Consider the following 24,835-nt stretch of genomic DNA (forward strand, 5'->3'; position numbering starts at 1 on the left):
AAATTTATATAAAAGAGGTATATTATGAGTGATGTAAAAACATATGTAGCAGGTCATAAAAGCCCTGATACAGATTCTATTTGTTCTGCTATTTCCTTTGCTAATTTCTTAACACAAATGGGCACACCAGCTACTCCAGTATGTGCAGGTGAAGCAAATAAAGAAACAACATACGTATTGAATCATCTTGGTTTTGAACACCCTCAAATTGTTAAGAATTGGGAAGAATTTGCTCCAGAAGGTGGTAACTTATATTTAACAGACCACAATGAATCTAAACAAATCATTGACGGTTACAAGTCTATGAATATGTGCGGCGTTGTGGATCATCACCGCATTGGTGATTTCGAAACTGATGGTCCTGTATTTATGCGTTTAGAACCAGTAGGTTGCTCCAATACAATCATTACTAAATTGTACATGGAAAACAATCAAGAAATTCCTAAAGCTATTGCAGGCTTGATGTTGTCCGCTATCATTTCTGATACTGTTTTATTCCGTTCTCCAACATGTACTGAAACAGATAAAGAAATGGCTCATAAATTGGTAGAAATCGCTGGTGTAGATATCGAGTCCTATGGCCTTGATATGTTAAAAGCTGGTGCAGATATTTCTGATTTGACTAATGACGATATCGTTCGTACAGACATGAAGGAATTCTCCGAAGCAGGTAAAACAATTTCTATCGGTCAAATTTCTGTTATGGATACTACAGACGTATTGGCTAAACAAGGTGAATTAGTACAAGCGTTAGAAGCTCTTCGCAGTGCTAACAACTACGATGCATCTTACATCATGATTACAAATATTCTTGATGAAAGCACTACATTATTATTCAGTGGTGATGTGGAAGCAGTAGTAACAAAAGCATTTGAAAAAGAAGTTAAAGACAATGGCGTATTCTTGCCAAATACTATGTCTCGTAAAAAACAAATCGTACCACCAATTCTTGGTGCTATGAAATAGTATAGTAGTATACAAAGGGAAAAGAACGTTGCTTGCAACGTTCTTCTTCTCTATTTATATGATTATGAAACTATAGTATATGTAAGGGCGATAGGGGTGTTCCGATGAATTCATTATTAACAGGTTTAAATAAAGAGCAACAACAAGCCGTTCAACATACGGAAGGCCCTTTATTGATTTTAGCCGGTGCAGGATCTGGTAAAACAAAGGTTTTAACTGTTCGTATTGCACATTTATTGGCTCAAGGTGTTAATCCATATGAAATCTTGGCGATTACATTTACCAACAAAGCGGCTAAGGAGATGAAGAGCCGTGTAGAAGGTCTTGTTGGTGATGTAGCCAATCGTATTTGGCTTAGCACATTTCATAGCTTCTGTGCGAAATTCTTGCGTTTTGAATTAGACAACTTCTTAGGTTATAACAGTAACTTTACAATCTACGATACATCTGACTCTCAAGCTGTTATTAAGGCTGCTTTAAAAGCATTAAACCTCGACGATAAATACTATCCTGTAGGTGCTATGATTGGTGCCATATCTGATGCAAAAAATAAATTGTTATTTGCCTCAGATTTTAGAAAGCAAGCAAGAGACTTTTACCAGCAAAAGGTTGCAGACGTCTACGAGTATTATGAACGGGAATTGCGTAAGAATAATGCTCTAGATTTTGATGATCTTTTATTGGTAGCCGTTAAATTATTGCAGTCCAATGAGGCTGTGTTAGATAAATATAGCAAGCGATTCCGCTATGTTATGATCGACGAGTATCAAGATACGAACCATGCTCAATATTTATTGGCTAAATTATTGGCTTCACATTGGAAAAACATCGCCGTAGTAGGTGATGCTGACCAAAGTATTTACGCTTGGCGTGGTGCAGACATTCAAAATATCTTGGACTTTGAAAAGGATTATCCAAACTGCACATCTATCAAGTTGGAACAAAACTATCGTTCTACAAAGATTATTCTTGATGCAGCCAATGCAGTAATTGAAAATAATGAAGGTCGTCCTAAGAAAAACTTATGGACAGATAAGACAGAAGGGGCTAAAATTCAGCATTTTACGGCTCAGTCTGAACATGAAGAAGCTGCTTTTATCGGCGATACTATCGCTAAAAAGCACGATATTCATGGTGTACCTTATGGTGATATGGCTATTTTGTACCGTACTAATGCTCAATCTCGTGTACTTGAAGAAGCACTGATTAAACGGGCTCTGCCATATACGATGGTAGGGGGCACGAAGTTCTACGATCGTAAAGAAATTAAGGACGTTTTAGCTTACTTACGTGTGTTATATAATCCATTCGATGATTTGAGTTTATTGCGCATCATCAATGTACCTAAGCGTAGTATTGGTGCTACTACAGTGGCAAAACTACAAGATTATGCTCGCGCAAATGGTACGTCCTTGTTTATGACATTAACACAGTTGCATCTAGTAGATACGATTAAAGGTAAGACAAAGGAAAAGTTAGAGGAATTTGGTATCCTTATCTTTACTCTCGTAGCTGAAATGGAAGATAAAACTGTGCTTGATATCTTAGAATCTATTCTCGATAGAACCGGTTACTTGGCACAATTAGAAGAGAGTACAGATCCACAAGATCAGGCTCGCGCTGAGAATATCGGTGAACTTTTATCTGTAGCTAAAGACTTCCAAGATACAAATCCAACTGGTACAGTGGAAGACTTCTTGGAACAAGTAGCACTTGTAAATGATGTTGATTCTTTCGAGCAAGAAGAGTCTAAAGTTACATTGATGACATTACATGCTGCGAAAGGTTTGGAATTCCCTATTGTATTCTTAGGTGGCTTGGAGGAAGGTTTATTCCCTCATAGTCGTACCTTGATGAACCCTGAGGAAATTGAAGAGGAACGCCGCCTTGCTTATGTAGGTATTACTCGTGCTGAAAAGGAATTATATATTTCTAATGCCACTACGCGAACCGTATTTGGACGCACTAGCAGCTATTTACCATCTCGTTTTATCGATGAAATTCCAGAAGAGTTAGTAGATGGTTTGCGTGCTAAGCGTAAAGTACCTGATGATATTAAGCGTCATGTGCCGCAACATATGAGTGTCACAAGCCGACCAGTTACAAAGCCAATCGTTCGCAATGAAGTAATTGCCGATTGGAAGGTTGGTGATACGGCTATTCATAGCAAGTGGGGCAATGGTAAAGTCATCAATGTTGCCGGCGATGGGGCTGGTATGAAGCTGACAATTGAATTCCCCACACAAGGTGTACGTGTAGTAATGGCAAAATTTGCACCTGTTAAGAAGGGATAAAATTTGTGTATAGCAGTTAACCTCTCTACCTTACTTGTAAGGAACGTATAGAGTGTTACTGCACTGTAAAAGGGATGTAATATGAATCCGAAAGATAGAATTAAAGAGTTACAACAAGAGCTAACTCATGCGCAGTATTTATACTACGTAAAAGATGCTCCTACAATGAGTGACTTTGAATATGATAAAAAATATCGTGAGCTTGTTGATTTGGAAACCGCTCATCCTGAATATATTGTGCCATCATCTCCAACACAACGGGTAGGCATGAAGGTGGAAGGTTCCTTTGAAAAGGTCGTTCATGGTCGCCCTATGTTGAGCTTATCTAATGTATTCAGTGCTGATGAAGTACGTGCATTTGCTAGTCGCGTAGAAAAGGAATTAGGTCATAAGCCTTCTGCTTATGTAGTAGAACTTAAAATAGATGGCTTAGCTGTTAATTTGCACTATGAAAATGGCATGTTTGTACGTGCTGTGACACGTGGTGATGGCCGTGTTGGTGAAGATGTTACAGCCAATGTACGAACAATTAAATCCATTCCTTTATACCTTGAAAATGCACCTGAATTTATTGAGGTTCGCGGTGAAGCGTATATGCCTCATAGTGAATTTAAACGTATAAATGAAGAACGTGACGAAGAGGGCTTACCTACCTTCGTAAATCCTCGTAATGCAGCAGCAGGTTCTTTGCGTCAACAAGATCCTGCTATTACGGCGAGTCGTAACTTAGCTTTCTTTGCCTATGCTATTGGCTCTGAAGAAGGTGCTAGTATTCATAGTCAAGAGGAATTACTTAAAAGCTTAGAAAACTTTAAGTTCTCTGTAAATCCTCATTATCGCGTGTGTCAAACTATTGATGAAGTTATTGAAACTATCAATTATTGGGAAGAAAAACGCCATGACTTGCCATACGATACAGATGGTATGGTAATTAAGGTCAATAGTTTTGATGATCAAGAGGCACTTGGCAGTACTGCAAAAGATCCTAAATGGGCTACTGCCTATAAATATCCTCCAGAAGAGGTAGAAACCATTCTTAAGGATATTACGATTAATGTAGGTCGTACAGGCGTTCTCACGCCTACTGGTGAGCTTGAATCTGTATTCGTGTCTGGTACCAATGTGAGTCGTGTAACATTACACAATCAAGACTTTATCAATGAAAAGGACATCCGCATTGGTGACCATGTCATCATTCACAAGGCAGCAGAAATTATTCCAGAGGTTATTCGCGTAGTTCCTGAAAAACGTACTGGTTCTGAAGTGCCTTTCACAATTCCTAACACTTGTCCAGTGTGTGAATCTCCTACAGTTCGTCGCGAAGGAGAAGCGGCTGTACGATGTACGAATAAACATTGTCCTGCTATTGAGAAAGAGCAAATCATTCACTTTGCCTCTCGAGATGCTATGAATATCGACGGTTTAGGTCCTAGCATTGTAGAAAATTTAATTAATAATAAGTTGATTGCTAATGTGGTGGATTTATATCATTTAACGGTAGATCAACTAGTTACCATGGACCGAATGGGCAAGAAATCTGCAGAGAATTTAGTAAAAGCTATCGGAGATTCTAAATCTCGTGGTTTGGACCGTGTATTATATGGTCTTGGTATTCGTCTAATTGGTTCTAAAGCAGCTGCAACAATTGCTAATGTCGTGCAATCTATGGAACGATTCATGACTATTACTAAGGAAGAACTCGTTGCGGTGGAAGAGATTGGTCCCACAATGGCAGATAGTATCGTAGAATATCGTCAAGATCCTGCTCATGTGGCTATTATTGAAGGGTTAACTAAAGCAGGCCTAAAGATGACTGTAGATGTTGTAGAAGCTGCAGGCAATCAAATGGAAGGTGAAATCGTCGTTCTCACAGGTAAACTTGAAGTTATGGGCCGCAGTGAAGCTGGTAAGATTCTTGAAGCTCATGGGGCTAAGGTTACAGGTTCCGTATCTAAGAAAACAACCCTTGTTATTGCTGGCGAAGACAGTGGTAGTAAGCTTACTAAAGCAAATGAATTGGGTATTCGTGTTATGAATGAAGAAGAGTTTGTAGAACTCCTACGCGAACTCGGAGAAATCCATTAGACATACATTCTACAATATTTTGAAAATATATATTATTTGCTTTATAATAAATAATTATGAAAGGATGTGTCTCGATGAAAATCAGCCAAGAGGAAATAAAAAAAATCGCCTTACTTTCACGCTTGGAAGTTAAGGAAGAACATATGGCACATGTAGAAAAAGAGTTGTCCGACATCTTGACTTATGTTGCTGAACTAGATGCATTAGAACTTGATTGTGTGGAGCCTATGGCTCATGCAGTACCATTGCACAATGTATTTAGAGAGGATGAAACAAAACCATCTCTCGATCATGATTTAGCTTTATCCAATGCTCCAGAAGCAGAGGATGGGTACTTTAAAGTACCTCGCGTTGTACAAGAATAGGAGGTTTCGCTGTGGCAACAATTCATGAATTACACAAGAAACTAGTGAATAAAGAAATCAGCGCTGTTGAATTGACAAATGCTGTTATTGCACATAAAGCGAAAGTGGAACCGACTGTACATGCGTACTTATCCGATTCTCATGATCGTGCTTTGGCTACAGCTAAGCTTGTAGATGAAGCAATTGCTAAAGGTGAAGCTATTTCCCCATTGGCAGGTATTCCTGGTGCCATTAAAGATAATATTTGTATTAAAGATGAACCTGCAACATGTGCATCTAAAATGTTGGAAAACTTTGTACCTCCATACAATGCGTCTGTTATTGAACGTTTACAAGATAATCATTACATTAGTCTTGGTAAACTTAACATGGACGAATTTGCTATGGGTGGTTCTACAGAGAACTCTGCATTAGCTAAAACTACTAACCCTTGGAATGCTGATTGCGTGCCAGGTGGTTCTTCTGGTGGTAGTGCAGCAGCTGTATCCAGCGGGTCTGCTATTTGGGCTCTTGGCTCTGATACAGGTGGGTCTATTCGCCAACCAGCATCCTTCTGTGGCGTTGTAGGTTTAAAACCAACATACGGTAATGTATCTCGTTATGGCTTAATTGCCTTCGCATCCTCTTTGGATCAAATTGGACCTGTTACTCGAGATGTAACAGATGCCGCTTTAGTATTAAATGCTATTTCTGGTCACGATGCTAAAGATTCAACGTCCATTCCAGGCACTCGTGTAGACTACACTACAGCACTTGTAAATGATGTAAAAAATCTAAAAATTGGTGTACCAAAAGAATTCTTTGGTGAAGGTCTCAATAGCGAAGTTCGTAAAGCTGTGGAAGAAGCTATCGAAACGTATAAAAAATTAGGTGCTGAAATCGTTGAGGTTTCCTTGCCTAATTCTAAATATGCATTGTCTGCTTACTATATCATTGCATTGGCAGAAGCTAGCTCCAATTTGGCTCGTTATGACGGTGTAAGTTATGGTATGCGGGTACCTGCAGATAACTTAGTAGATATGTCTACTAAAACTCGGACAGAAGGCTTTGGTCCTGAAGTGCAACGCCGTATCTTGTTAGGTACCTATGTATTGAGTGCTGGTTACTATGATGCTTACTATTTGAAAGCATTGAAAGTTCGCCGCCTCATTAAAAATGAATTTGATGAAGCATTCTCCAAAGTGGATTTGATTTTAACACCAACTGCACCTAATACGTCTTATAAATTTGGTGAAAAAGCAAATGATCCATTGGCAATGTACTTAGAAGATATCTGTACAGTACCAGCAAACCTTGCAGGTATTCCAGGTATTAGCATTCCAGCAGGTATGAGCAGCAGCAATTTGCCAATCGGCTTACAATTGCTCGGTCCTGCCATGGGTGAAGAAACATTGTTACGTGCCGCTTTCACATTTGAACAAGCACGTCCAGACTGTCAATTAGTAGCACCAACTGGGGAGGTTTCTCTATGAGTAGTAAATACGAAACAGTCGTTGGTTTAGAGGTTCATACAGAGCTTAAGACTAAGTCTAAAATCTTCTGTGGTTGTACCACTGAATTCGGCGGCGATCAAAATACACATGTATGCCCAGTATGCCTTGGCTTACCTGGTGCTATGCCTGTGTTAAATAAACAAGTGGTAGAATTTGCTATCAAAGTAGGTTTAGCATTGAACTGTGAAATTCTAAACTTTAACAAATTTGACCGTAAAAACTACTACTATCCTGATTTGCCTAAAAACTATCAAACATCTCAATATGATTTGCCAATTTGCTTAAATGGTCATTTGGACATTGAAGTAAATGGTGAAACTAAACGCATTGGTATTACGCGTATTCACATGGAAGAAGATGCAGGTAAACTCGTTCACAGTGGTAACACTATTTCCGATTCTAAATCTTCTAACGTTGACTACAACCGTACAGGTGTTCCTCTTCTTGAAATCGTATCTGAACCAGATATTCGTTCTGGTGCAGAAGCGAGAGCTTACGTTGAAAAATTACGTTCTATCTTGCAATACTTAGAAGTATCTGACGGTCGTATGGAAGAAGGCTCCTTGCGTGGTGACTGTAACGTATCCGTACGTTTACGCGGTACTAAAGAGTTTGGTACACGTACAGAAACTAAGAACGTTAACTCCTTAACAGCTATTCAAAAGGTTGTTGAATATGAAGCCTTGCGTCAAGCTAAGTTGATCGAAGCTGGCGGTAAAGTAGATCAAGAAACTCGTACTTGGGATGATGCACAAGGCATTACGATTGGTATGCGTAAGAAAGATGAAGAAAACGATTACCGTTACTTCCCTGAACCAGACTTGGTACCAATTGTCATTACGGACGAAAAAATCGAAGAAGTACGCCGTGCGTTACCTGAATTGCAAGATGCTAAGATTGAACGCTTTGTATCTGAATATGGTTTGTCTCGTGAAGATGCAACAATCCTTACTGTATCTCGTAAAACTGCAGATTTCTTAGATGCTACTGTAAAAGCAGGTGCAGATGCTAAGACTGTTGCTAACTGGATGCTTGGTGACTTGTCCAAGATGATTAATGAAAGTGGTTTAACATTCGCTGAATCTAAAGTAAGCCCAGAAAACTTGGCTGGTATGATTGCTCTTATCGATAAAGGTACAATTTCCGGTAAAATTGCGAAAAAAGTTATCGTATCTATGTGGGAATCCGGCAAGGATGCTGATACTATCGTAAAAGAAGAAGGTCTTGTTCAAATCACAGATACTGGTGCTATCGAAGAAATCGTTAAACAAGTTATTGCTAATAATCCACAACCAGTGGCAGATTTCAAAGGTGGCAATGGTAAAGCTATTGGCTTCTTAGTAGGTCAAGTTATGAAAGAATCTAAAGGCCGTGCTAACCCTGGTATGGTAAATCAATTGCTTCAAAAATACTTGAAAGACTAATTTGCCCGTTAGCCTATAGTCACATAAGCAATACAAACAAAAATATCCCCTATAGATATATGAATTTATATCTATAGGGGATATTTATTTGCATTTTTATCAGAGAAATATGGTATAATAAGTTGTATAAAATTAATTATTATTTTGGTTATATAAAGGACGTAACGATGTCTGATCAACACAATACAAATAACAATCAAAATACATATACAAATAATGAACGTAGTGATAGCTTTGGTAGTAATGCTCACTTTGGAGAGCCAAATACACGGGTATTATCTGATGATGAACGCCGTGACTTTGATGGTGTAACCATTGAAGAGGTAGGGGACTCTGTTCATGTGGACTCTACACCTAGTAATATGAATGAAGAGTATCAACGCAGTGAAGAGTACAATCAATATGGCCCTCATGTTAAGGTGTATAGCTTTAATAGCACAAGCTGGCTTAGTCGCATCATTTTGATTATCATATTAGCTGTTGTTTTAGCAGCTGTTGTATTCTTCGGTGGCATTATCCTTTCTGTAGTAGGGGTTGTCATTTTAGTGGGGGCTATTCTTTCCTTTATCTTTGGGCTCTTTTAATGGTATAATATATATATTATGACTAGACGGTGGCTGAGCCATTCGATGATTTAAAGGGGACCTATGAACGTAGTTTTATCCACATTAAACTCAAAATTTATACATTCCTCCCTGGCTTTGCGGTATCTCAAAGCCTACGGGCAGGCTCACGGACAGGCATACGATATAGTAGAATATACTATTAATATGCCTGTTTTACATATTCTTAGCGATATTACAGAGCGCAATATAGATGTATTGGGCTTTGCTTGCTATATCTGGAACATTGAAATGACCTTACATGTGGTGGACATGGTGAAAACAGTTCGACCAGATATTAAAATTATCTTAGGCGGTCCGGAGGTATCTTTCACTGCCGATGAAATTCTAAATCGTTGCCATGCTGTAGACTATGTTGTACAAGGTGAAGGGGAAGAAGCCTTTTATAAACTCATTAGCGCACTAACAAATGGCAAGGATGGCCTTACAGAGGAAATTGCTGGCGTTCGTGGGCGCCATATTACAGGTCAACTTATGGGATCCACTGAGGCCGTAGAGGTTAAAGATCTTAGCACTATTCCATTTCCATATGTAGAAGAGGATATGATTGATTTAGAACATAAAATTATCTACTATGAGTCCTCTCGTGGATGTCCGTTCTCTTGTCAGTATTGCTTATCTGGCAATAAGAATACAGTGCGATTCTTCCCACAAGAGCGAACTTTTAAAGAATTACAATGGTTTATCGACCATAAGGTAAAGCAAGTTAAGTTTGTAGATAGAACATTTAACTGTGCACCACATCACCATCGTCCGTTGATGGAATTTATGCGAGATGCCAATACAGAGACGAACTTCCATTTAGAAATGGAACCTGAGCTCATGACAGAATGGGAAACAAATATTCTCTGTGAAACACCACCAGGGCGTATTCAAATCGAAGTGGGTGTACAAAGTACACATAAAAAGACCTTAGATGCTATCAATCGATATAATGATTGGCCGTACATTCAAAAGGCAATTCGCCCTATTATTGTGGCGGGACGCACACATGTACATATGGATTTAATTGTAGGCTTACCTTATGAAAATAAAGCGCGATTTGGATTATCCTTTAACGATTTATTTAGCTTACAACCTCATGCGCTACAAATAGGATTCTTGAAACTATTAAAAGGCTCTGGTGTACGCCGCATGAAGGAATACCAATATATTAGTGATCCGTTAGCGCCATATGAGGTTTTGAGCACTCATGTATTACCATATAATGATGTACGCTTTTTAAAGCATTTTGAAGATGTATTTGAACGCTTCTATAATAGTGAGCGTTTTAGAACTGTCTTTGGCTATATTGGTAGCAAGCTCATAAAGGAACATACTGACACATCTATAACTGGTGAAGATACAGTAACAAATCATGTACCACCTATGAAAAAGTATGATCCTTCTAAAGTGGAGCCTAAAAAAGATGCTTTTTCTTATTTCTGTGAAATGACACAGGCATGGCTTGATGCTGGTAATCACAAGGTTAATTTAAAAGACATTGACCAAATCGAGTTCTTATATAATTTCTTCTTGTCTAAAGGCGACAAAGTAGCAGCTGAATTATTACAGTATGATACACTTGTTAGCTATCGTGGTAAGGTTCGCAGCGAAGCCGTTGGTTTGCCGAAGCAAACAAAGGAACTTTTACAAGAAGGGGAATCATTCTGGCGCAACGAAGAGATTGCATCTCAGTATATTCCAAACTATACCTTCAAAGAATGGCGCAAAATTCGCCAACAATATGTAGAAATGCCAATGTCTGAAGACACGGCACATGTATTAGGTATAGAGAATGTACCTAATACACCATTTACAGTAATTATCGACGTTAATAAAGAGGTAAAACCGTTTATACGTCCTGAAATAGAGGCTTGTTAAATTTCACAAGCGATGATTGGTTAGTTAAATAGGAGTGTTATGACCGATACAACGAGACCAAAACGATACCGCATGGTATCTAAATATTATAAAGAAACCTATGGGGAAAAGGTTTATAAATTGCCTGTTGCCTTACCGCTGACGTGTCCAAATCGAGATGGTTCAGCCGGCGTAGGGGGCTGTACCTTTTGTGGTGAAATCGGTGCGGGCTATGAAAATCGTCCTGCTTGGATGACAGTGCGCATGCAATTAGAGGAAAACATTGCTCACATAGGTCCTAAATATAAGGCGAAAAAATTTATACCTTATTATCAAAACTTTAGTAATACCTATTTGGGACTTGATGATTTTAAAAGCTACATGGAGCAAGGCTGCATCGACGAAGCAGTAGGCATTGCTATTGCGACGCGACCAGATTGTATTGCCGATGAATATTTAGACATATTGGCTGACATTAGAGATCGCTTTCAAAAGGATATCTATATTGAATTAGGATTGCAAACGGTCAATTATGATACATTAGAGAAAATTAATCGAGGTCATGATTTAGCTCAGTTTATTGATGCTGTATTGCGGATTAAGAGATATGGATTTAATGTAACAACCCATATGATAGTAAATCTTCCATGGGATACTATGAAAGATACCATCGAAGGGGCCCGTATCTTATCAGCCCTCGGTGTGGATCAAGTTAAATTACATGCCTTATATATTGTGAAAAATACATTGATGGCTAAGTGGTACCAAGAAGGTCAGTTCACCTTAATCAGTGCAGAAGAATATGCTGACCGTGTAGTCAACTTTATCCGTCATTTACACCCTGACATTGTACTGCAGCGTCTTGTTGGGCGAGCGCCTGAAGATAATACACTCTTTACAAATTGGTCTATGGGTTGGTGGCGCGTACAAGACTTAATTGATGATAAATTAGACGAACTGGATGCCCATCAAGGTGATTTATGTGATTATTTAAACGGCAAAGCCGTTCGTAAGTTTATAGATTAGGAGGTTGTATGAGCGAACAAGTATTTACATTTCCTACATATGACCTAGCACAATCCATACTAGGTCAACATAATCGATATTTGCATATGATGCTTGAAGTCATCTCTGTAGATGTAGTGGCACGCGGGGATACTGTGGTTATCAAGGGCGATGAAAAGCAAGTAGAGGCCCTGTATCGTACGTTAGAGGAACTGGTATTTTTATATCGTGAAGGTAGTACCATTACTGAGTCCCAAGTTCGTATTGCGGCCAAACTCGTAGCGAACGGTAAAGCTGATGCTGTACATACTATGTTTGAAGATACCTTATCCGTTAATATGCGAGGTAAAAATATTACGCCTAAAACGGAAGGTCAGAAATACTATGTTGATAGCATCCGTAAAAATACCATTACCTTTGGTATAGGCCCTGCCGGTACAGGTAAAACATTCCTAGCCGTAGCGTTAGCCGCATTCTATTTAAAAAACCGCAATGTAGATAAAATCATTTTGACTCGTCCTGCTGTAGAGGCTGGTGAACGATTAGGCTTCCTACCTGGTGAATTACAAGACAAGGTAGATCCTTATTTGCGACCTCTTTATGATGCATTACATGAAATGTTTGGCATCGAGCAAGTACAACGCTTTATGGAGCGCGGTACTATCGAGGTAGCACCATTAGCATATATGCGTGGTCGTACCTTAGAAAACGCCTTCGTTATTCTAGACGAAGCTCAAAATACGACGGCTGAGCAGATGAAGATGTTCTTAACACGTTTAGGTAACAACTCTAAAATGGTAGTCAACGGTGATAAGACACAAATTGACTTGCCACCACGTGTTGTGTCTGGTCTTGGCGAGGCTGAAAAGGTATTGCGTCATGTACCGGGGATTAATATGGTTTACTTTAGCGATCAAGACGTTGTTCGTCACGATTTAGTTGGTCGTATTGTAAAAGCTTACGATCAGTATCATGAACGTAAATTAGCTGGTGAGACTGCGGAAACTAACGCAGCATCTAAAGACCATGTAGCGAAAGGATAAGCATGTATATACATATTAGCTATGATGAAGGAATTCGAGAGGATTCCAATATTGAGGCTGTTATACGCAAGGTCTGTGATGAAGTGAGTCGCGTATATGGTCTTGAAGAGGATGAAATGAGTATTTTGCTCTGCGATAATGCTAAGATTCACGAGCTTAACAAAGAATATCGCGGCATCGATAGACCTACCGATGTATTGTCCTTTGCCCTTAATGAAGGGGATGATTACGAAGGCAGTGAAGAGGAACATCACTTACTTGGTGATATGATTATTTCTTTAGAGCGCACTCGTGAACAGGCTATCGAATATGGACATAGCTTTGAACGAGAATTAGCGTATTTAACGACTCACAGTTGCTTACATATCTTAGGCTATGACCATATGAACGACGAAGATAAAAAAGAGATGCGTACTGAAGAAGAATTTATCTTAGGTAATCTCGGTTATGTGCGGGAGGATGCACCATATAATGAATAAGAACGAACATTTTAAATCTGGCTTTGTTGCCGTTGTAGGACGCCCTAATGTTGGTAAATCTACATTAATTAATGCCCTTATTGGCGACAAAATCGCTATCGTATCCGATAAGGCTCAAACAACGCGTAACCGTATTATCTGTGTATATACAGATGAAGCAAAACAAATCGTTTTCATGGATACACCAGGTGTACATAAGCCAAAACATAAATTAGGTGAATTCATGGTAGATGCTGCCATTGAGTCCTTGAAAGAAACGGAAGCTGTTTTATTTGTAGTAGCAGGCAATGAAAAACGCGGCCCTGGTGATAACTTTATTATAGAGCAATTAAAACGTGTAAAGGTTCCTGTTTTCTTAGTTGTTAACAAGATTGATACTCTAAAAAAAGAAGAGCTTTTAGAAGCCATCGTGTCTTATCAAGATGCATATCCATTTGCCGGGGTTATTCCTATTTCTGCAAAGGATAAAGAGAACCTAAATGAAGTTCTAAATGTATTAGAAGAAACATTACCGGAAGGTCCACAATACTTCCCAGAGGATATGATTACGGACCAACCAGAACGCCTTATCATTTCCGATATTGTTCGTGAAAAAATTCTATTGGCTACACGTGATGAAATCCCTCATGCTATCGCTGTAGACGTAGATGAAATGAAAACACGTGATGATGGTACAACCTATATCCGTGCTACTATTTACTGTGAACGAGACTCTCAAAAGGGCATTATCATCGGTAAGAAAGGTGCCTTGTTGAAACAACTCGGTGCTGAAGCCCGTGTAGATATTCAAAAACTATTGGCTACAAAGGTGTACCTAGACCTTTGGGTTAAGGTTAAAAAGGATTGGCGCAATAAATCCGGCATGTTATCTGAACTTGGTTATAGAAAATAATTTTTGCTATAATAAAAACTAACTCGTTTTCCCTATTATATGAAAGGAATTAAGATGGATAGTGTAGATGGCCTGTTACCCATAGGGTTTGGTCTTGTATGTATATTTTTAATTAACTTTTTTGTGGTCGCAAAGTTCTCCTTTGCTCGTCTTCGTAAAGAGCATGTTGAGGATATGGATATCCTTTTAGAGAAGGATAGGGAGTTTTTATTAAAGCTCTATCAAAACCCTGAGTATTTCTTAAATACTACACAGTTTTTGATTCTATTCTTTATCTTAGCCCTTGCGGGCACTGGTACATTTGTATTTGATAATACCGTAGATCAACTTGTAGCGGTATTTAATGTGCATAGTACATGGATGCACTTCGTACTAGATATACTGTTATTGTTATTAATTAGCTTAATCGTTTTAATCTTTGGTGAAATCGTACCTAAAGCATTGGGCTTATCGTTCCCAACAAAGTATGTAAATACCTATAGCCGTATCGTAGTAGCTGCTGGTCGTTTGGTATATCCGTTCATTTGGATTGCTAGCAAAATATCCACTGTTATTTTGGGCTTTTACAAAACAAAATATTTAACAGAGCTAGACCTTGTGTACTCTGAAGAAGAGATTCGTATGATGATCTCTCGAAGCCATGAAGAAGGTCAACTAGACCAAGTGGAATCAGAGTTGATCGACAATGTTTTTAACTTTGTAGACCGTAGAGCTAAAGAGGTTATGGTACCGCGTCAAGATGTGGACTGTATTTTCGTTGAAGATGGTTACGATGAAGCGATGAAATTTATTCGCTCTAAAGCACATACGCGTTATCCTCTATGTGTAGAGGATAAGGATCATATTATTGGTCTAGTTCATATTAAGGATCTTATGGAACGTCCTAACCAAGCGCGCAAGGATTTGCGTAATGTAAAACGTGATATCTTAACTGTGCCAGAGGTAATGAAGTTATCCACACTGCTACAATACATGAGAACTCGTCGTATCTATCAAGCTATTGTTGTAGATGAATACGGTGGTATGGTTGGTCTCGTAGGCCTTGAAGATATTATTGAAGAGCTCGTTGGGGATATTCAAGACGAACATGAACCACACTTACCAGCTAAAATTGCTTATGCAGATGGATCCTTCGAATTTGATGGCAAGGTCCTCGTAGACGAAGTAGAGGAAATGATGGACGTTGAAATCGACGATTCCGATTCTGATACAATTGGGGGCTATGTATTTGGTCTCTTAGAACGGACACCAATTGTTGGTGATACTGTGGATGCATTGGGATATACCTTTGAAGTAACACAAATGCAAGGCTATCGCGTATCCCGTATTAAAGTAACACCTTTACCTGAAGAGGAAACAACGGAAGAAGAACATGAAGAAGCTTAATGGTGGTTTTAACACACCTGCCATCGTTATTAGTCGAAAAAAACATAAGCTATACTCTGTATTTACCTTTATCACACCTAGCTTAGGACTCATTCGTGCATCTATACCGCATAAGCGTATGATGACCATGCGTAATAGTTCCTATTTACGTCCCTTTAGTGCCATGTATATAACGGTCGTACCTGATGGTGAATATGTAAATGTTACACAAATTGATGGTTCCTATGTGGTAGAATCATTAGATGTTAATTTAGATAATATTGCTTATGCTGCAGTGGCCAGTGAGCTCATTCAAGAACTTTTTGCTATGTATGATGTAGATCGCAAGGTGTTTGATACCGTTGTAAACTATTCCAAGCAAATACGGCGCCGCAATGTACAGCTAGGAACGATAATGCTAGGATGGCAATTACTATCCCTCGCAGGTGTTGTGCCTAGTGCTAATGCTTTTTTACATCAAGATGGTATCGATCCATTCTGGATACAGGTGAAAGAAACAACGAACCTTAGCATTTCTCACTCTGTAAAAGCCGGATTACCACAAATTCTCGCTTACCAGTGGGGCGAAGATACGCCTTTAGAATTTCCCAAAACAATTTGGAAGGAACTTGAAAAACTACTATTTGCATACTGCGAACACGAAATCGGTAAACCATTACAAAGCGTTAAGTTTTTAAATTCCATAATTTAATGATAGTTAAAAGGCAGTTTGAGAAATCAAACTGCCTATTTTTATATGTTATGAGATGTTGAATGGATATATCATTTTTCAGTAAGCATAACTAGTATATATTTTCTGTATCTCAAGATACGTATGAAAAAATATAATACCGATAGACATATGTACATCTGTAGTTGACACTTTTAATAACAATTATTTATAATATAACAATGTTATATTATATGTTTTTATAGGAGGTCATTATGCAGCTTTTGGGAAATCTCAAAATACATTTTCTAGCGCTCGTACTAACTGTAGTCGCTGAATTTATAGGCATAAAAAAACTAGGTCCCGTTGTATTATTGCCATTATTGTACACATTGGTTCTAGGTTTATTAATTTCTATTCCTAAGTTTAAAATTCTTACTATTAAACAGATGGAAAAATCTGCAGATTATATCGGTATTGCCGTTATGATCTTGATGGTAAAAGTAGGTTTAGGTATCGGTCCAAATCTTGGTATTCTTACAAGTGCAGGCTGGGCATTATTACTACAAGAGCTTGGGCATTTCTTTGGTACGATTGTATTCGGTTTACCAGTAGCTTTATTAGTAGGTATGCGTCGAGAAGCAGTAGGTGCTTGTTACTCCGTAGACCGTGAGCCGAACGTAGCAATTATTATCGACAAATTTGGCTTTAGCTCTCCTGAGGGCCGTGGTGTTATGGGCATGTACATCTGTGGCGTTCTTATCGGTGCTATGTGGTCCTCCGTATTGGCTGGTATGTTGGCACAATCTGGATGGTTCCATCCATTGGCATTAGCTATGGGCGCTGGCGTAGGTAGTGCTAGTATGATGGCTGCCGCTACGGCTCCAATCATTGCAGTATATCCAGATTACGAACAACAAATTATGGCTCTTGCAGGGGCTGCAAACTTGTTGACTACCGTTCTAGGCGTATACTTTGGCCTATTTGTTTCTTTACCAGTTATGGAAAAAACATACAACTTCTTTACAGGTCGTACCCGTGAACAGGATTTAGCAGAGGAGGCAGCAAATCATGAGTAAAAGTGAAAAATTAACACAGTTTGTCATCGTTATTTGTATTGCTGCTATCATCACTGCAGTAGGTAATGTAATGGATGGTAAACATCTATTTAGCGATAGTTTAGTTGGCGTAGCTATCTTAGCAGTCCTTGCTACAATTGGTGCATTGCTCTCTAATTTGCCGTATGCTAATAAATTACCTATGGTATTCTGGGTTTCCTTAGTCGGTGTTGTTGCATCCTTACCAGGAATGCCTGGCCAAGAATGGATTATAGCAAAAACTAGCCAAGTTACATTTCTTGCTACTACAACACCAGTACTTGCTTATGCAGGTTTATCCTTAGGGAAAGACCTTGGTGCATTCCGTCGCTTATCTTGGCGCATTATTCCTGTTGCACTAGCTGTAACAGCAGGTACTTTTATCTGTGCAACAGCATTAGCCCAATTAGTACTTCATTTAGAAGGTTTAATTTAATACCAAATCATAATGTTAGATGTCTAAATTATGTTAAGATATAATTATAAATTTATATTTTAGAAGATATCTATTCATCATGATGATATGATCGACCGTATTTTATACGGTCGATTTTATAAAGGAGATAGTATGAGCTGTATGACAAAGGAAGAAGTAAAACAACGTGTTTGTAAAGCTATTGTTGATGCACAACCGCGTTTACGAGAATTAGCAGAATCTATTATGGCTGAACCTGAGCTGGGTTTTAAAGAGGTAAAAACCTCTAAAAAGGTTCAAGCTATGTTTGATGAACTTGGCATTTCTTATACTACAGGTCATGCACTGACAGGTGTAAAAGGTAGAATGAAAGGCCGAGATAGTAAATATACGGTTGCAATGGTGGGGGAATTAGATGCCATTCTCTGTCCTCGCCATCCTCGTGCCGATGATTTAACAGGGGCTGCTCATTGCTGTGGTCATAATGTACAAATTACCAATATGTTTGCCATAGCTATAGGTCTACAAGCAGTGATGGACGAATTAGCAGGCGATGTTGTACTATTTGCTGTCCCTGCAGAGGAAATGATTGAAATTGATTACCGCAATAAATTGCGTGAACAAGGTAAACTCAAGTATATGGGCGGTAAGCAACAACTTATCTATGAAGGTGCTTTCGATGATATCGATATGGCTATGCAAATGCATGTGGAGACTGCCAAAACACCAGCTGGTGAAATGGGGCTTGGCAGTACATCCAATGGTTTTGTATCTAAACTGATTGAATATCATGGCAAGGTAGCTCATGCCGCTCAAGCACCTCATGAAGGTATCAATGCTCTTAATGCTGCTTTAATGGGCGTTATGGGGGTTAACTCCATTCGTGAAACTTTCAAAGAAAGCGATTATTTCAGATTCCACCCAATTATTAATCAAGGCGGTACATTGGTAAACTGTGTGCCGGATTATGTTCAAGTTGAAAGCTATGTGCGTGCCTCTAATATTCAAGCTATTGTAGATGGTAACCATCGTGTTAACAGAGCATTAAAAGCTGGTGGCGATGCAGTAGGGGCCACATGTGTTATCAACGACCTCCCTGGTTATTTACCGATGCGTAATGATGAACGTATGAATGCTCTATTACGAGAAAATTCCAATCCTATCTTTGGTGAATCCAATGTATACCAAGGTCCACATATTACAGCTAGTACAGACATGGGGGACGTATCTCACTTGATGCCGGTTATCCACCCATGGGTTGGCTGTATCAGTGGTGTACTACACAGTGCAGAATATGAAATCTCTGTACCTGATGTAGCGTATATTAAAACAGCACAAGCCTTGGCTATGACAATCGTAGACTTGCTATACGATGACGCAGCAGGCGCTAAAGATGTATTAGACAACTTTACACCAGCATTAAATAAACAAAGCTATATTGAACTCTTAGACCGTATTGCTAAGGGTGAGTAAAATAAACCACCTATTGAAGATACATTGATTATCTTTGATAGGTGGTTTACAATTTATTTATATAACTATAATGATTTATTTAAGTTTATTTCTTATATACTAATGTATATATTAGTATATTTTTATAGGAGATTATGAACGAGAATCTTGCTTTACTACTAGCTATCTTATATCTAATCTATAGATTTAAGACATATAAAAAAACAAATAAAATAATAGAAGACAGAATAGAAAATGTTCACAAGCCATACTTTAAACGTGTACGAGATGTTTTAGGGTGTTCTGAAGAAGAGGCAGAGAAGGTCGGATTAGCATTAGACAAATATTTTGTACCCTTAGAAAGTAAATTCTATAAAATTGATGATAGTACTTACTCATTTGTTGATGCAGGTGGTCTTAAAGGAATATTTTCAATAGATCAAAACTATAATTTATTGACATTAGTTTATAACGATGTTGATTTACTAGCTTTACATCAGGTTTAAATATCTATAAGTAAAAAAGGCTTATATTATGAAAAAAATAATATTGTATGTAGTAAATATAGTATTATTAAATTCATTTTTTGTTTTTTAGGTGAAAATTAAAATGATTACAATAAAAAAAATATTTTTCTATGCATTTGCATTATTCAACTTAATTTCTCTTATATACAGTATGGGGTATGATTATATGACCGGTGCCGAAATCCATTATGATTTCTATGGAGCATTTTTTGTTTGTTGGTTAATATTCTTTGGTATATTGAAAGCAATTTTAAATATATAAATAGTATTAATTCAAAATTTGAAGTTTGGATAAATGATACAGCTAGCATTTTATTTGATCTTTTTGATTCTATTATTCTCTATTATGGGAAAAATAATGTATGACTAAATTAAAGGTCGTAAGTTAAAATATAGATCTTATGGCCTTACTTTTGTATGCTGGCTTATTATTTTTGCTTTATTAAAATTAGTTTTTGAGCTATAAGCCTTGTAAAAAATATTACCACAGATGAAGAAGTAAAAATGAGGTGTAATAGAATCAATGAAATTAATATATTATTTTGCTACTATATCCTTGTTTTTAGCATTTGCCTATAGCGTAATTCAATATATCCAAAAATCTAATAAGGACATAAATGAAAAATTTAGGCTGATTAGTTTTGGTATATTTTTATTTGTGCTTTTTACAGATTTAAAGTTCTTAGATACCATAAATAAAGAATTTAAGTACCTAATTGAGTTTTTATTGTTATCATTTAGTACATACCTGTTTTCACTAATTTTTAAAAATAGTGATAATAAATGGACTTATTACTTATTTTCTCTATTTACTATATTGTTATTTTTAATGGCTATTTTATTCTCAATCTAACTTCATATTAATCAAACATGGGTTATTAGTGTATTTATATATTCTGTATATTAAAAATATAATAAGATTGATTGTATGATGAGGACATTAGTATGACTTTTATAATTTAAGAAATTGGATAATCATATATGAATGTAAAAATAGTTAAGTTATTAAATTTAATATACTTTAGAATAATTGGAATCTTATTTATTTTATGACCTTAATATCTTCTTAGAAAGCAGACAAATGGAAAAACAAATAGTAAATATATTTTTACTTTTAGGTTTTAATTATTATATGATTAAATCTTGGGGTACACGGAAGGTTACACTTTTAACAATAATTGGCAACTATTTCTTAATAAGTATTTTAATAGAATCATATTTTGGTTTACCTAAATTCATTGAGGACTTTAATGCACTATTTATGCTTGGAATAGGTATGATAGGTACTTATATCTTATGGCGTAAAAATAAAGCTGGAACACTAACGGAGTATGAAAAAAGAGGATGGATTCTGACTCGTACTTTCTTAGCATTATTTGTCTTATCTGTATTAGTAGGTGTATTAGTTTTTTTGTTTATGAAGTATATTTATGGGATATATATCTAGAACTAGGTTTATTGCTTTTAATAGTTCTAGTCAGACAATTATATACTCTGAAAGATTGACATTCTTCCCTCTATATTGCTACAATATTGTGTATAATATATGCGATGAAGCAGAGTAGTAAACCTCTCTAGCGAGTGAGGATGGTGTAAGCTCACATTTGGTTGAAGGCGCTGTAGAGCATTGGCAGGAACGCAGGTATCTGTTAGTAAAGGCCAACATAGAAAAAAGAGGGCGCAAGCCAAATAGGGTGGAACCGCGGGTATACTCGTCCCTGTAACGTTTTTCGTTACAGGGACTTTTTTGTTTGTAACGAAATGGTTGATTTTATGTCGGTTGTGTAAAGTGGAGGCAGCAATGACATTTCAAGAGATTATTTTAAATCTACAAAAATTCTGGAGCGATCAAGGTTGTATCGTTCAAAATCCATATGACATTGAAAAAGGCGCAGGTACAATGAACCCTGCTACATTCTTACATGCTATTGGTCCTGAACCATGGGCTGTATGTTATGTAGAGCCTTCTCGTCGTCCAGCAGATGGTCGTTATGGTGATAACCCTAATCGTTTGTTCCAACATCATCAATTCCAAGTTATTGTGAAACCATCTCCAGATAATATCCAAGAATTGTACTTACAATCCTTGGCAACTCTTGGTATTCATGCGGAAGATCACGATATTCGTTTCGTAGAGGATAACTGGGAATCTCCAACATTGGGCGCTTGGGGCCTTGGTTGGGAAGTATGGCTTGATGGTATGGAAGTAACTCAGTTCACATATTTCCAACAAGTTGGTTCCATCGACTGTAAACCAGTGTCTGTAGAAATTACATACGGTTTAGAACGTTTGGCTATGTACATTCAAGGCGTAGAAAACGTATATGACCTTAAATGGAATGAAAACGTTACATATGGTGACGTTTGGCATGCTAACGAAGTAGAACAATCCGTTTACAATTTTGAATTAGCAGATACAGATATGCTTTTCAAATTATTTGATATGTATGAAGCAGAAGCAAAACGCGTTTGCGAAGCCGGCTATGTATTACCAGCTTACGACTATGTATTGAAATGTTCCCACACATTCAACTTGCTTGATTCCCGTGGCGCTATTTCTATCAGCGAACGTACTGCTTTCATCGGCCGCGTACGTGCATTAGCTCGTATTTGTGCACAACAATACCTCGCTAAACGCGAAGAATTAGGTTTCCCACTTTTGAAAGGAGATAAATAAGATGGCAAAGGATTTATTATTTGAAATCGGTGCAGAAGAAATTCCTGCCGGCTTTATGCCAAATATCTTAGGTCAATTAAAACAATTGGCTGAAACAAAATTAAATGATGCCCATCTTCCTTTTGAAAGCATTGCAACATACGGTACACCACGTCGTTTGGCTCTTATCGTGAAAGGTCTTGCTGACACATCTGCTGAAATCAGCGAACGTCATAAAGGTCCTTCTGCATCCATCGCATATGATGCTGATGGCAATGCTACAAAAGCAGCTATCGGTTTTGCTCGTGGTAAAGGTCTTGATGTAGCTGATCTCGTTGTAGAAGACGGCTATATTTACGCTGAAACTAAAACGGCAGGCGTACCTGCAAAAGATATTGTTACAGACATGTTGCCACAATTGATTACAGGTCTTAATTTCCCTAAATCCATGCATTGGGGTAATTTAGATGCTAAATTCGTACGTCCTGTACGTTGGCTTGTAGCATTACTTGATGAAGAAGTAATTCCTGTAGAATTTGCTACTGTAAAATCTGGTAATGTAACACGTGGTCATCGCTTCTTAGGTGCTGATGAAATCACTATTAAGAATGCAGCATCCTATGTAGACACATTAAAAGAAAACTTTGTTATGGTTGATCAAGATGCACGTCGTGAATTGATCTCCAAACAATTACATGATATGGCAGCTTCTAAAAATGCATCCATCGTTTGGGATGATGATTTGTTAGAAGAAATTAACTATCTTGTTGAATGGCCTACAGCATTGTGCGGCGGCTTTGAAGAGTCCTACTTGGCACTTCCTGATGCAGCTATCATTACACCAATGAAAGACCATCAACGTTACTTCCCATTGGTTGACCAAGAGGGCAAATTGTTGCCAATGTTCTTAACAGTTCGTAACGGCTCCGATCATTCCATCGAAGTAGTTCAAGCTGGTAACGAACGCGTATTGCGCGCACGTCTTGATGATGCTAAATTCTTCTTCAACGAAGACCGCAAGAAACCTCTTATCGACCGTCAAGATGGTTTGACTAAAATCGTATTCCAAGAAGGTCTTGGTAACTTAGCAGATAAAACTGAACGTTTGCTTAAATTGGGCCGTGTATTTGGTGAAGAATGTGGCCTGCACGAAGATGCAGCTGTTGTATTGGAACGCGCTACAGAGCTTGCTAAAACTGACCTTACGACTGGTATGGTTACAGAGTTCACTGAATTACAAGGCGTAATGGGTAAAGAATACGCTTTACTTGATGGTGAATCTGAAGAAGTAGCAGAAGCTATTTTCGAACAATATTTACCACGTTTTGCAGGCGATGTATTGCCTCAAACTGAAGCAGGTAAAGTATTGTCCATCATCGATAAAGTAGATAACATCGTTGCTACTTTCAGCCGTGGTTTAATCCCTACAGGTTCTCAAGATCCATATGCATTGCGTCGTCAAACTATTGGTATTTTGAACATCTTACTTGGTAGTGAGTGGAACATCAGCTTGCGTCCAATCTTCAAATCTTCTATGAAATTGCTTAATGTACCAGCTGAAAAACAAGACGAATTACTTGGCCAAGTAGAAGAATTCTTCACACTTCGTTTGAAAAACATCTTCCTTGATCGCGAAGTTCCTCATCATGTCATCGACTTGTTGTTGTCTAACAATGAATTGTCCGTTGCTGATGCAGAAGGTCTTGTAAACGCATTGTTAGCAAATCGTATTGATGAAAATGTTGAGCTTGTTCAAGCTTATACTCGTATGTACAATCTTGTAAAAGATGTGGAATATATAGGCGTTAATAGCGACTTGTTGAAAGAAGATGCTGAAAAAGCATTGTTCGAAGCTGCTTCTAAAGCATCTGAAGAAAGTCTTGCTGCGTGGGAAGCTAATGATTATGCTGCAGTTGTAGCTGTTCCAGCTACTTTGGTTCCAGCCATTAACAAATTCTTTGAAGATGTAATGGTTATGGATAAAGACGAAGCTATTAAAGCTAACCGTTTACAACTCGTTCGTTTAGCTTATAGTGTAATGGCTATTATCGGTGATATTAGTGCATTAAAATAATATATTGGGTATTAGATAGATAAAACTTTTACAGTAATATATGAAAGAAGAGGTACCGTTTGGTACCT

At 37.8% G+C, this 24,835-nt stretch carries 21 protein-coding genes; all 21 read left to right on the plus strand.

Annotated features, from left to right (window positions below; all coding sequences use genetic code 11):
- Positions 1-24 precede the first annotated feature (24 nt).
- The gene (locus MOQ65_RS01945; protein ID WP_257846486.1) at positions 25-966 is read left to right on the plus strand and encodes a manganese-dependent inorganic pyrophosphatase; all 942 of its coding nucleotides are present in this window, start codon (positions 25-27) and stop codon (positions 964-966) included.
- Positions 967-1,070: 104 nt separating this feature from the next.
- Complete coding sequence (gene pcrA, locus MOQ65_RS01950; RefSeq protein ID WP_257846487.1) at positions 1,071-3,260, plus strand: DNA helicase PcrA; 2,190 nt, start codon at positions 1,071-1,073, stop codon at positions 3,258-3,260.
- An 81-nt stretch (positions 3,261-3,341) separates the two neighbouring features.
- Positions 3,342-5,345: an NAD-dependent DNA ligase LigA gene (ligA, locus tag MOQ65_RS01955; RefSeq protein ID WP_257846488.1), complete on the plus strand. Its 2,004-nt coding sequence runs from the start codon at positions 3,342-3,344 to the stop codon at positions 5,343-5,345.
- Between the two features lie 74 nt (positions 5,346-5,419).
- Positions 5,420-5,710 (plus strand): Asp-tRNA(Asn)/Glu-tRNA(Gln) amidotransferase subunit GatC, encoded by a 291-nt coding sequence (gene gatC, locus MOQ65_RS01960; protein WP_257846489.1) that lies wholly within the window; start codon positions 5,420-5,422, stop codon positions 5,708-5,710.
- An 11-nt stretch (positions 5,711-5,721) separates the two neighbouring features.
- Complete coding sequence (gene gatA, locus MOQ65_RS01965; protein WP_257846490.1) at positions 5,722-7,182, plus strand: Asp-tRNA(Asn)/Glu-tRNA(Gln) amidotransferase subunit GatA; 1,461 nt, start codon at positions 5,722-5,724, stop codon at positions 7,180-7,182.
- On the plus strand, positions 7,179-8,627 hold the full coding sequence (gene gatB / locus MOQ65_RS01970; protein WP_008714014.1) for an Asp-tRNA(Asn)/Glu-tRNA(Gln) amidotransferase subunit GatB: 1,449 nt from the start codon (positions 7,179-7,181) through the stop codon (positions 8,625-8,627). The genes gatA and gatB overlap by 4 nt, the downstream gene beginning before the upstream one ends.
- A 167-nt stretch (positions 8,628-8,794) precedes the next feature.
- Positions 8,795-9,211 (plus strand): DUF4229 domain-containing protein, encoded by a 417-nt coding sequence (locus MOQ65_RS01975; protein WP_257846491.1) that lies wholly within the window; start codon positions 8,795-8,797, stop codon positions 9,209-9,211.
- A gap of 63 nt (positions 9,212-9,274) precedes the next feature.
- Positions 9,275-11,113 carry a B12-binding domain-containing radical SAM protein gene (locus MOQ65_RS01980; RefSeq protein WP_257846492.1) on the plus strand — a complete coding sequence of 613 codons (1,839 nt, stop codon included), beginning with the start codon at positions 9,275-9,277 and terminating at the stop codon, positions 11,111-11,113.
- 39 nt (positions 11,114-11,152) lie between these two features.
- Positions 11,153-12,118, plus strand: coding sequence for a tRNA modification radical SAM protein MnmL/YtqA (gene mnmL, locus MOQ65_RS01985; RefSeq protein ID WP_105085669.1), 966 nt, complete (start codon positions 11,153-11,155; stop codon positions 12,116-12,118).
- An 8-nt stretch (positions 12,119-12,126) separates the two neighbouring features.
- Positions 12,127-13,140 carry a PhoH family protein gene (locus MOQ65_RS01990; protein WP_257846493.1) on the plus strand — a complete coding sequence of 338 codons (1,014 nt, stop codon included), beginning with the start codon at positions 12,127-12,129 and terminating at the stop codon, positions 13,138-13,140.
- Between the two features lie 2 nt (positions 13,141-13,142).
- On the plus strand, positions 13,143-13,619 hold the full coding sequence (gene ybeY / locus MOQ65_RS01995) for an rRNA maturation RNase YbeY (RefSeq protein ID WP_178884903.1): 477 nt from the start codon (positions 13,143-13,145) through the stop codon (positions 13,617-13,619).
- Entirely contained in the window at positions 13,612-14,511 is a 900-nt protein-coding gene (era, locus tag MOQ65_RS02000) for a GTPase Era (RefSeq protein ID WP_005386518.1), read from the plus strand. The genes ybeY and era overlap by 8 nt, the downstream gene beginning before the upstream one ends.
- A gap of 54 nt (positions 14,512-14,565) precedes the next feature.
- Entirely contained in the window at positions 14,566-15,897 is a 1,332-nt protein-coding gene (locus MOQ65_RS02005; RefSeq protein ID WP_178886011.1) for a hemolysin family protein, read from the plus strand.
- Positions 15,884-16,588 carry a DNA repair protein RecO gene (recO, locus tag MOQ65_RS02010; protein WP_257846494.1) on the plus strand — a complete coding sequence of 235 codons (705 nt, stop codon included), beginning with the start codon at positions 15,884-15,886 and terminating at the stop codon, positions 16,586-16,588. The genes MOQ65_RS02005 and recO overlap by 14 nt, the downstream gene beginning before the upstream one ends.
- Before the next feature lie 233 nt (positions 16,589-16,821).
- Positions 16,822-17,625: a DUF3100 domain-containing protein gene (locus MOQ65_RS02015; RefSeq protein ID WP_119206430.1), complete on the plus strand. Its 804-nt coding sequence runs from the start codon at positions 16,822-16,824 to the stop codon at positions 17,623-17,625.
- Positions 17,618-18,079 (plus strand): hypothetical protein, encoded by a 462-nt coding sequence (locus tag MOQ65_RS02020; protein ID WP_005386525.1) that lies wholly within the window; start codon positions 17,618-17,620, stop codon positions 18,077-18,079. Before MOQ65_RS02015 ends, MOQ65_RS02020 begins: the two co-directional genes overlap by 8 nt.
- A gap of 132 nt (positions 18,080-18,211) precedes the next feature.
- Positions 18,212-19,531, plus strand: a complete 1,320-nt coding sequence (locus tag MOQ65_RS02025; RefSeq protein WP_257846495.1) for an amidohydrolase — start codon at positions 18,212-18,214, stop codon at positions 19,529-19,531.
- A 134-nt stretch (positions 19,532-19,665) separates the two neighbouring features.
- Entirely contained in the window at positions 19,666-20,016 is a 351-nt protein-coding gene (locus MOQ65_RS02030) for a hypothetical protein (RefSeq protein ID WP_257846496.1), read from the plus strand.
- 1,102 nt (positions 20,017-21,118) lie between these two features.
- Positions 21,119-21,484: a hypothetical protein gene (locus MOQ65_RS02035; protein WP_257846497.1), complete on the plus strand. Its 366-nt coding sequence runs from the start codon at positions 21,119-21,121 to the stop codon at positions 21,482-21,484.
- Between the two features lie 354 nt (positions 21,485-21,838).
- The gene (glyQ, locus tag MOQ65_RS02040) at positions 21,839-22,714 is read left to right on the plus strand and encodes a glycine--tRNA ligase subunit alpha (protein ID WP_039969172.1); all 876 of its coding nucleotides are present in this window, start codon (positions 21,839-21,841) and stop codon (positions 22,712-22,714) included.
- Position 22,715: 1 nt separating this feature from the next.
- Positions 22,716-24,767, plus strand: coding sequence for a glycine--tRNA ligase subunit beta (gene glyS, locus MOQ65_RS02045; RefSeq protein WP_257846498.1), 2,052 nt, complete (start codon positions 22,716-22,718; stop codon positions 24,765-24,767).
- The last annotated feature ends 68 nt before the right edge of the window (positions 24,768-24,835 follow it).

It is taken from the genome of Veillonella faecalis (assembly GCF_024677885.1).
In the GTDB taxonomy this organism is placed as follows: domain Bacteria; phylum Bacillota; class Negativicutes; order Veillonellales; family Veillonellaceae; genus Veillonella; species Veillonella nakazawae.

Bases quoted from the DNA above. Each gene is read 5' to 3' on its own strand.
- glyS (WP_257846498.1), top strand. From the start codon at position 22,716: ATGGCAAAGGATTTATTATTTGAAATCGGTGCAGAAGAAATTCCTGCC.
- era (WP_005386518.1), top strand. From the start codon at position 13,612: ATGAATAAGAACGAACATTTTAAATCTGGCTTTGTTGCCGTTGTAGGA.
- MOQ65_RS02030 (WP_257846496.1), top strand. From the start codon at position 19,666: ATGAACGAGAATCTTGCTTTACTACTAGCTATCTTATATCTAATCTAT.
- MOQ65_RS01975 (WP_257846491.1), top strand. From the start codon at position 8,795: ATGTCTGATCAACACAATACAAATAACAATCAAAATACATATACAAAT.
- mnmL (WP_105085669.1), top strand. From the start codon at position 11,153: ATGACCGATACAACGAGACCAAAACGATACCGCATGGTATCTAAATAT.
- pcrA (WP_257846487.1), top strand. From the start codon at position 1,071: ATGAATTCATTATTAACAGGTTTAAATAAAGAGCAACAACAAGCCGTT.
- MOQ65_RS01980 (WP_257846492.1), top strand. From the start codon at position 9,275: ATGAACGTAGTTTTATCCACATTAAACTCAAAATTTATACATTCCTCC.
- glyQ (WP_039969172.1), top strand. From the start codon at position 21,839: ATGACATTTCAAGAGATTATTTTAAATCTACAAAAATTCTGGAGCGAT.
- gatB (WP_008714014.1), top strand. From the start codon at position 7,179: ATGAGTAGTAAATACGAAACAGTCGTTGGTTTAGAGGTTCATACAGAG.
- MOQ65_RS02020 (WP_005386525.1), top strand. From the start codon at position 17,618: ATGAGTAAAAGTGAAAAATTAACACAGTTTGTCATCGTTATTTGTATT.
- ligA (WP_257846488.1), top strand. From the start codon at position 3,342: ATGAATCCGAAAGATAGAATTAAAGAGTTACAACAAGAGCTAACTCAT.
- recO (WP_257846494.1), top strand. From the start codon at position 15,884: ATGAAGAAGCTTAATGGTGGTTTTAACACACCTGCCATCGTTATTAGT.
- MOQ65_RS01945 (WP_257846486.1), top strand. From the start codon at position 25: ATGAGTGATGTAAAAACATATGTAGCAGGTCATAAAAGCCCTGATACA.
- ybeY (WP_178884903.1), top strand. From the start codon at position 13,143: ATGTATATACATATTAGCTATGATGAAGGAATTCGAGAGGATTCCAAT.
- MOQ65_RS01990 (WP_257846493.1), top strand. From the start codon at position 12,127: ATGAGCGAACAAGTATTTACATTTCCTACATATGACCTAGCACAATCC.
- MOQ65_RS02035 (WP_257846497.1), top strand. From the start codon at position 21,119: ATGGAAAAACAAATAGTAAATATATTTTTACTTTTAGGTTTTAATTAT.
- MOQ65_RS02005 (WP_178886011.1), top strand. From the start codon at position 14,566: ATGGATAGTGTAGATGGCCTGTTACCCATAGGGTTTGGTCTTGTATGT.
- MOQ65_RS02015 (WP_119206430.1), top strand. From the start codon at position 16,822: ATGCAGCTTTTGGGAAATCTCAAAATACATTTTCTAGCGCTCGTACTA.
- MOQ65_RS02025 (WP_257846495.1), top strand. From the start codon at position 18,212: ATGAGCTGTATGACAAAGGAAGAAGTAAAACAACGTGTTTGTAAAGCT.
- gatC (WP_257846489.1), top strand. From the start codon at position 5,420: ATGAAAATCAGCCAAGAGGAAATAAAAAAAATCGCCTTACTTTCACGC.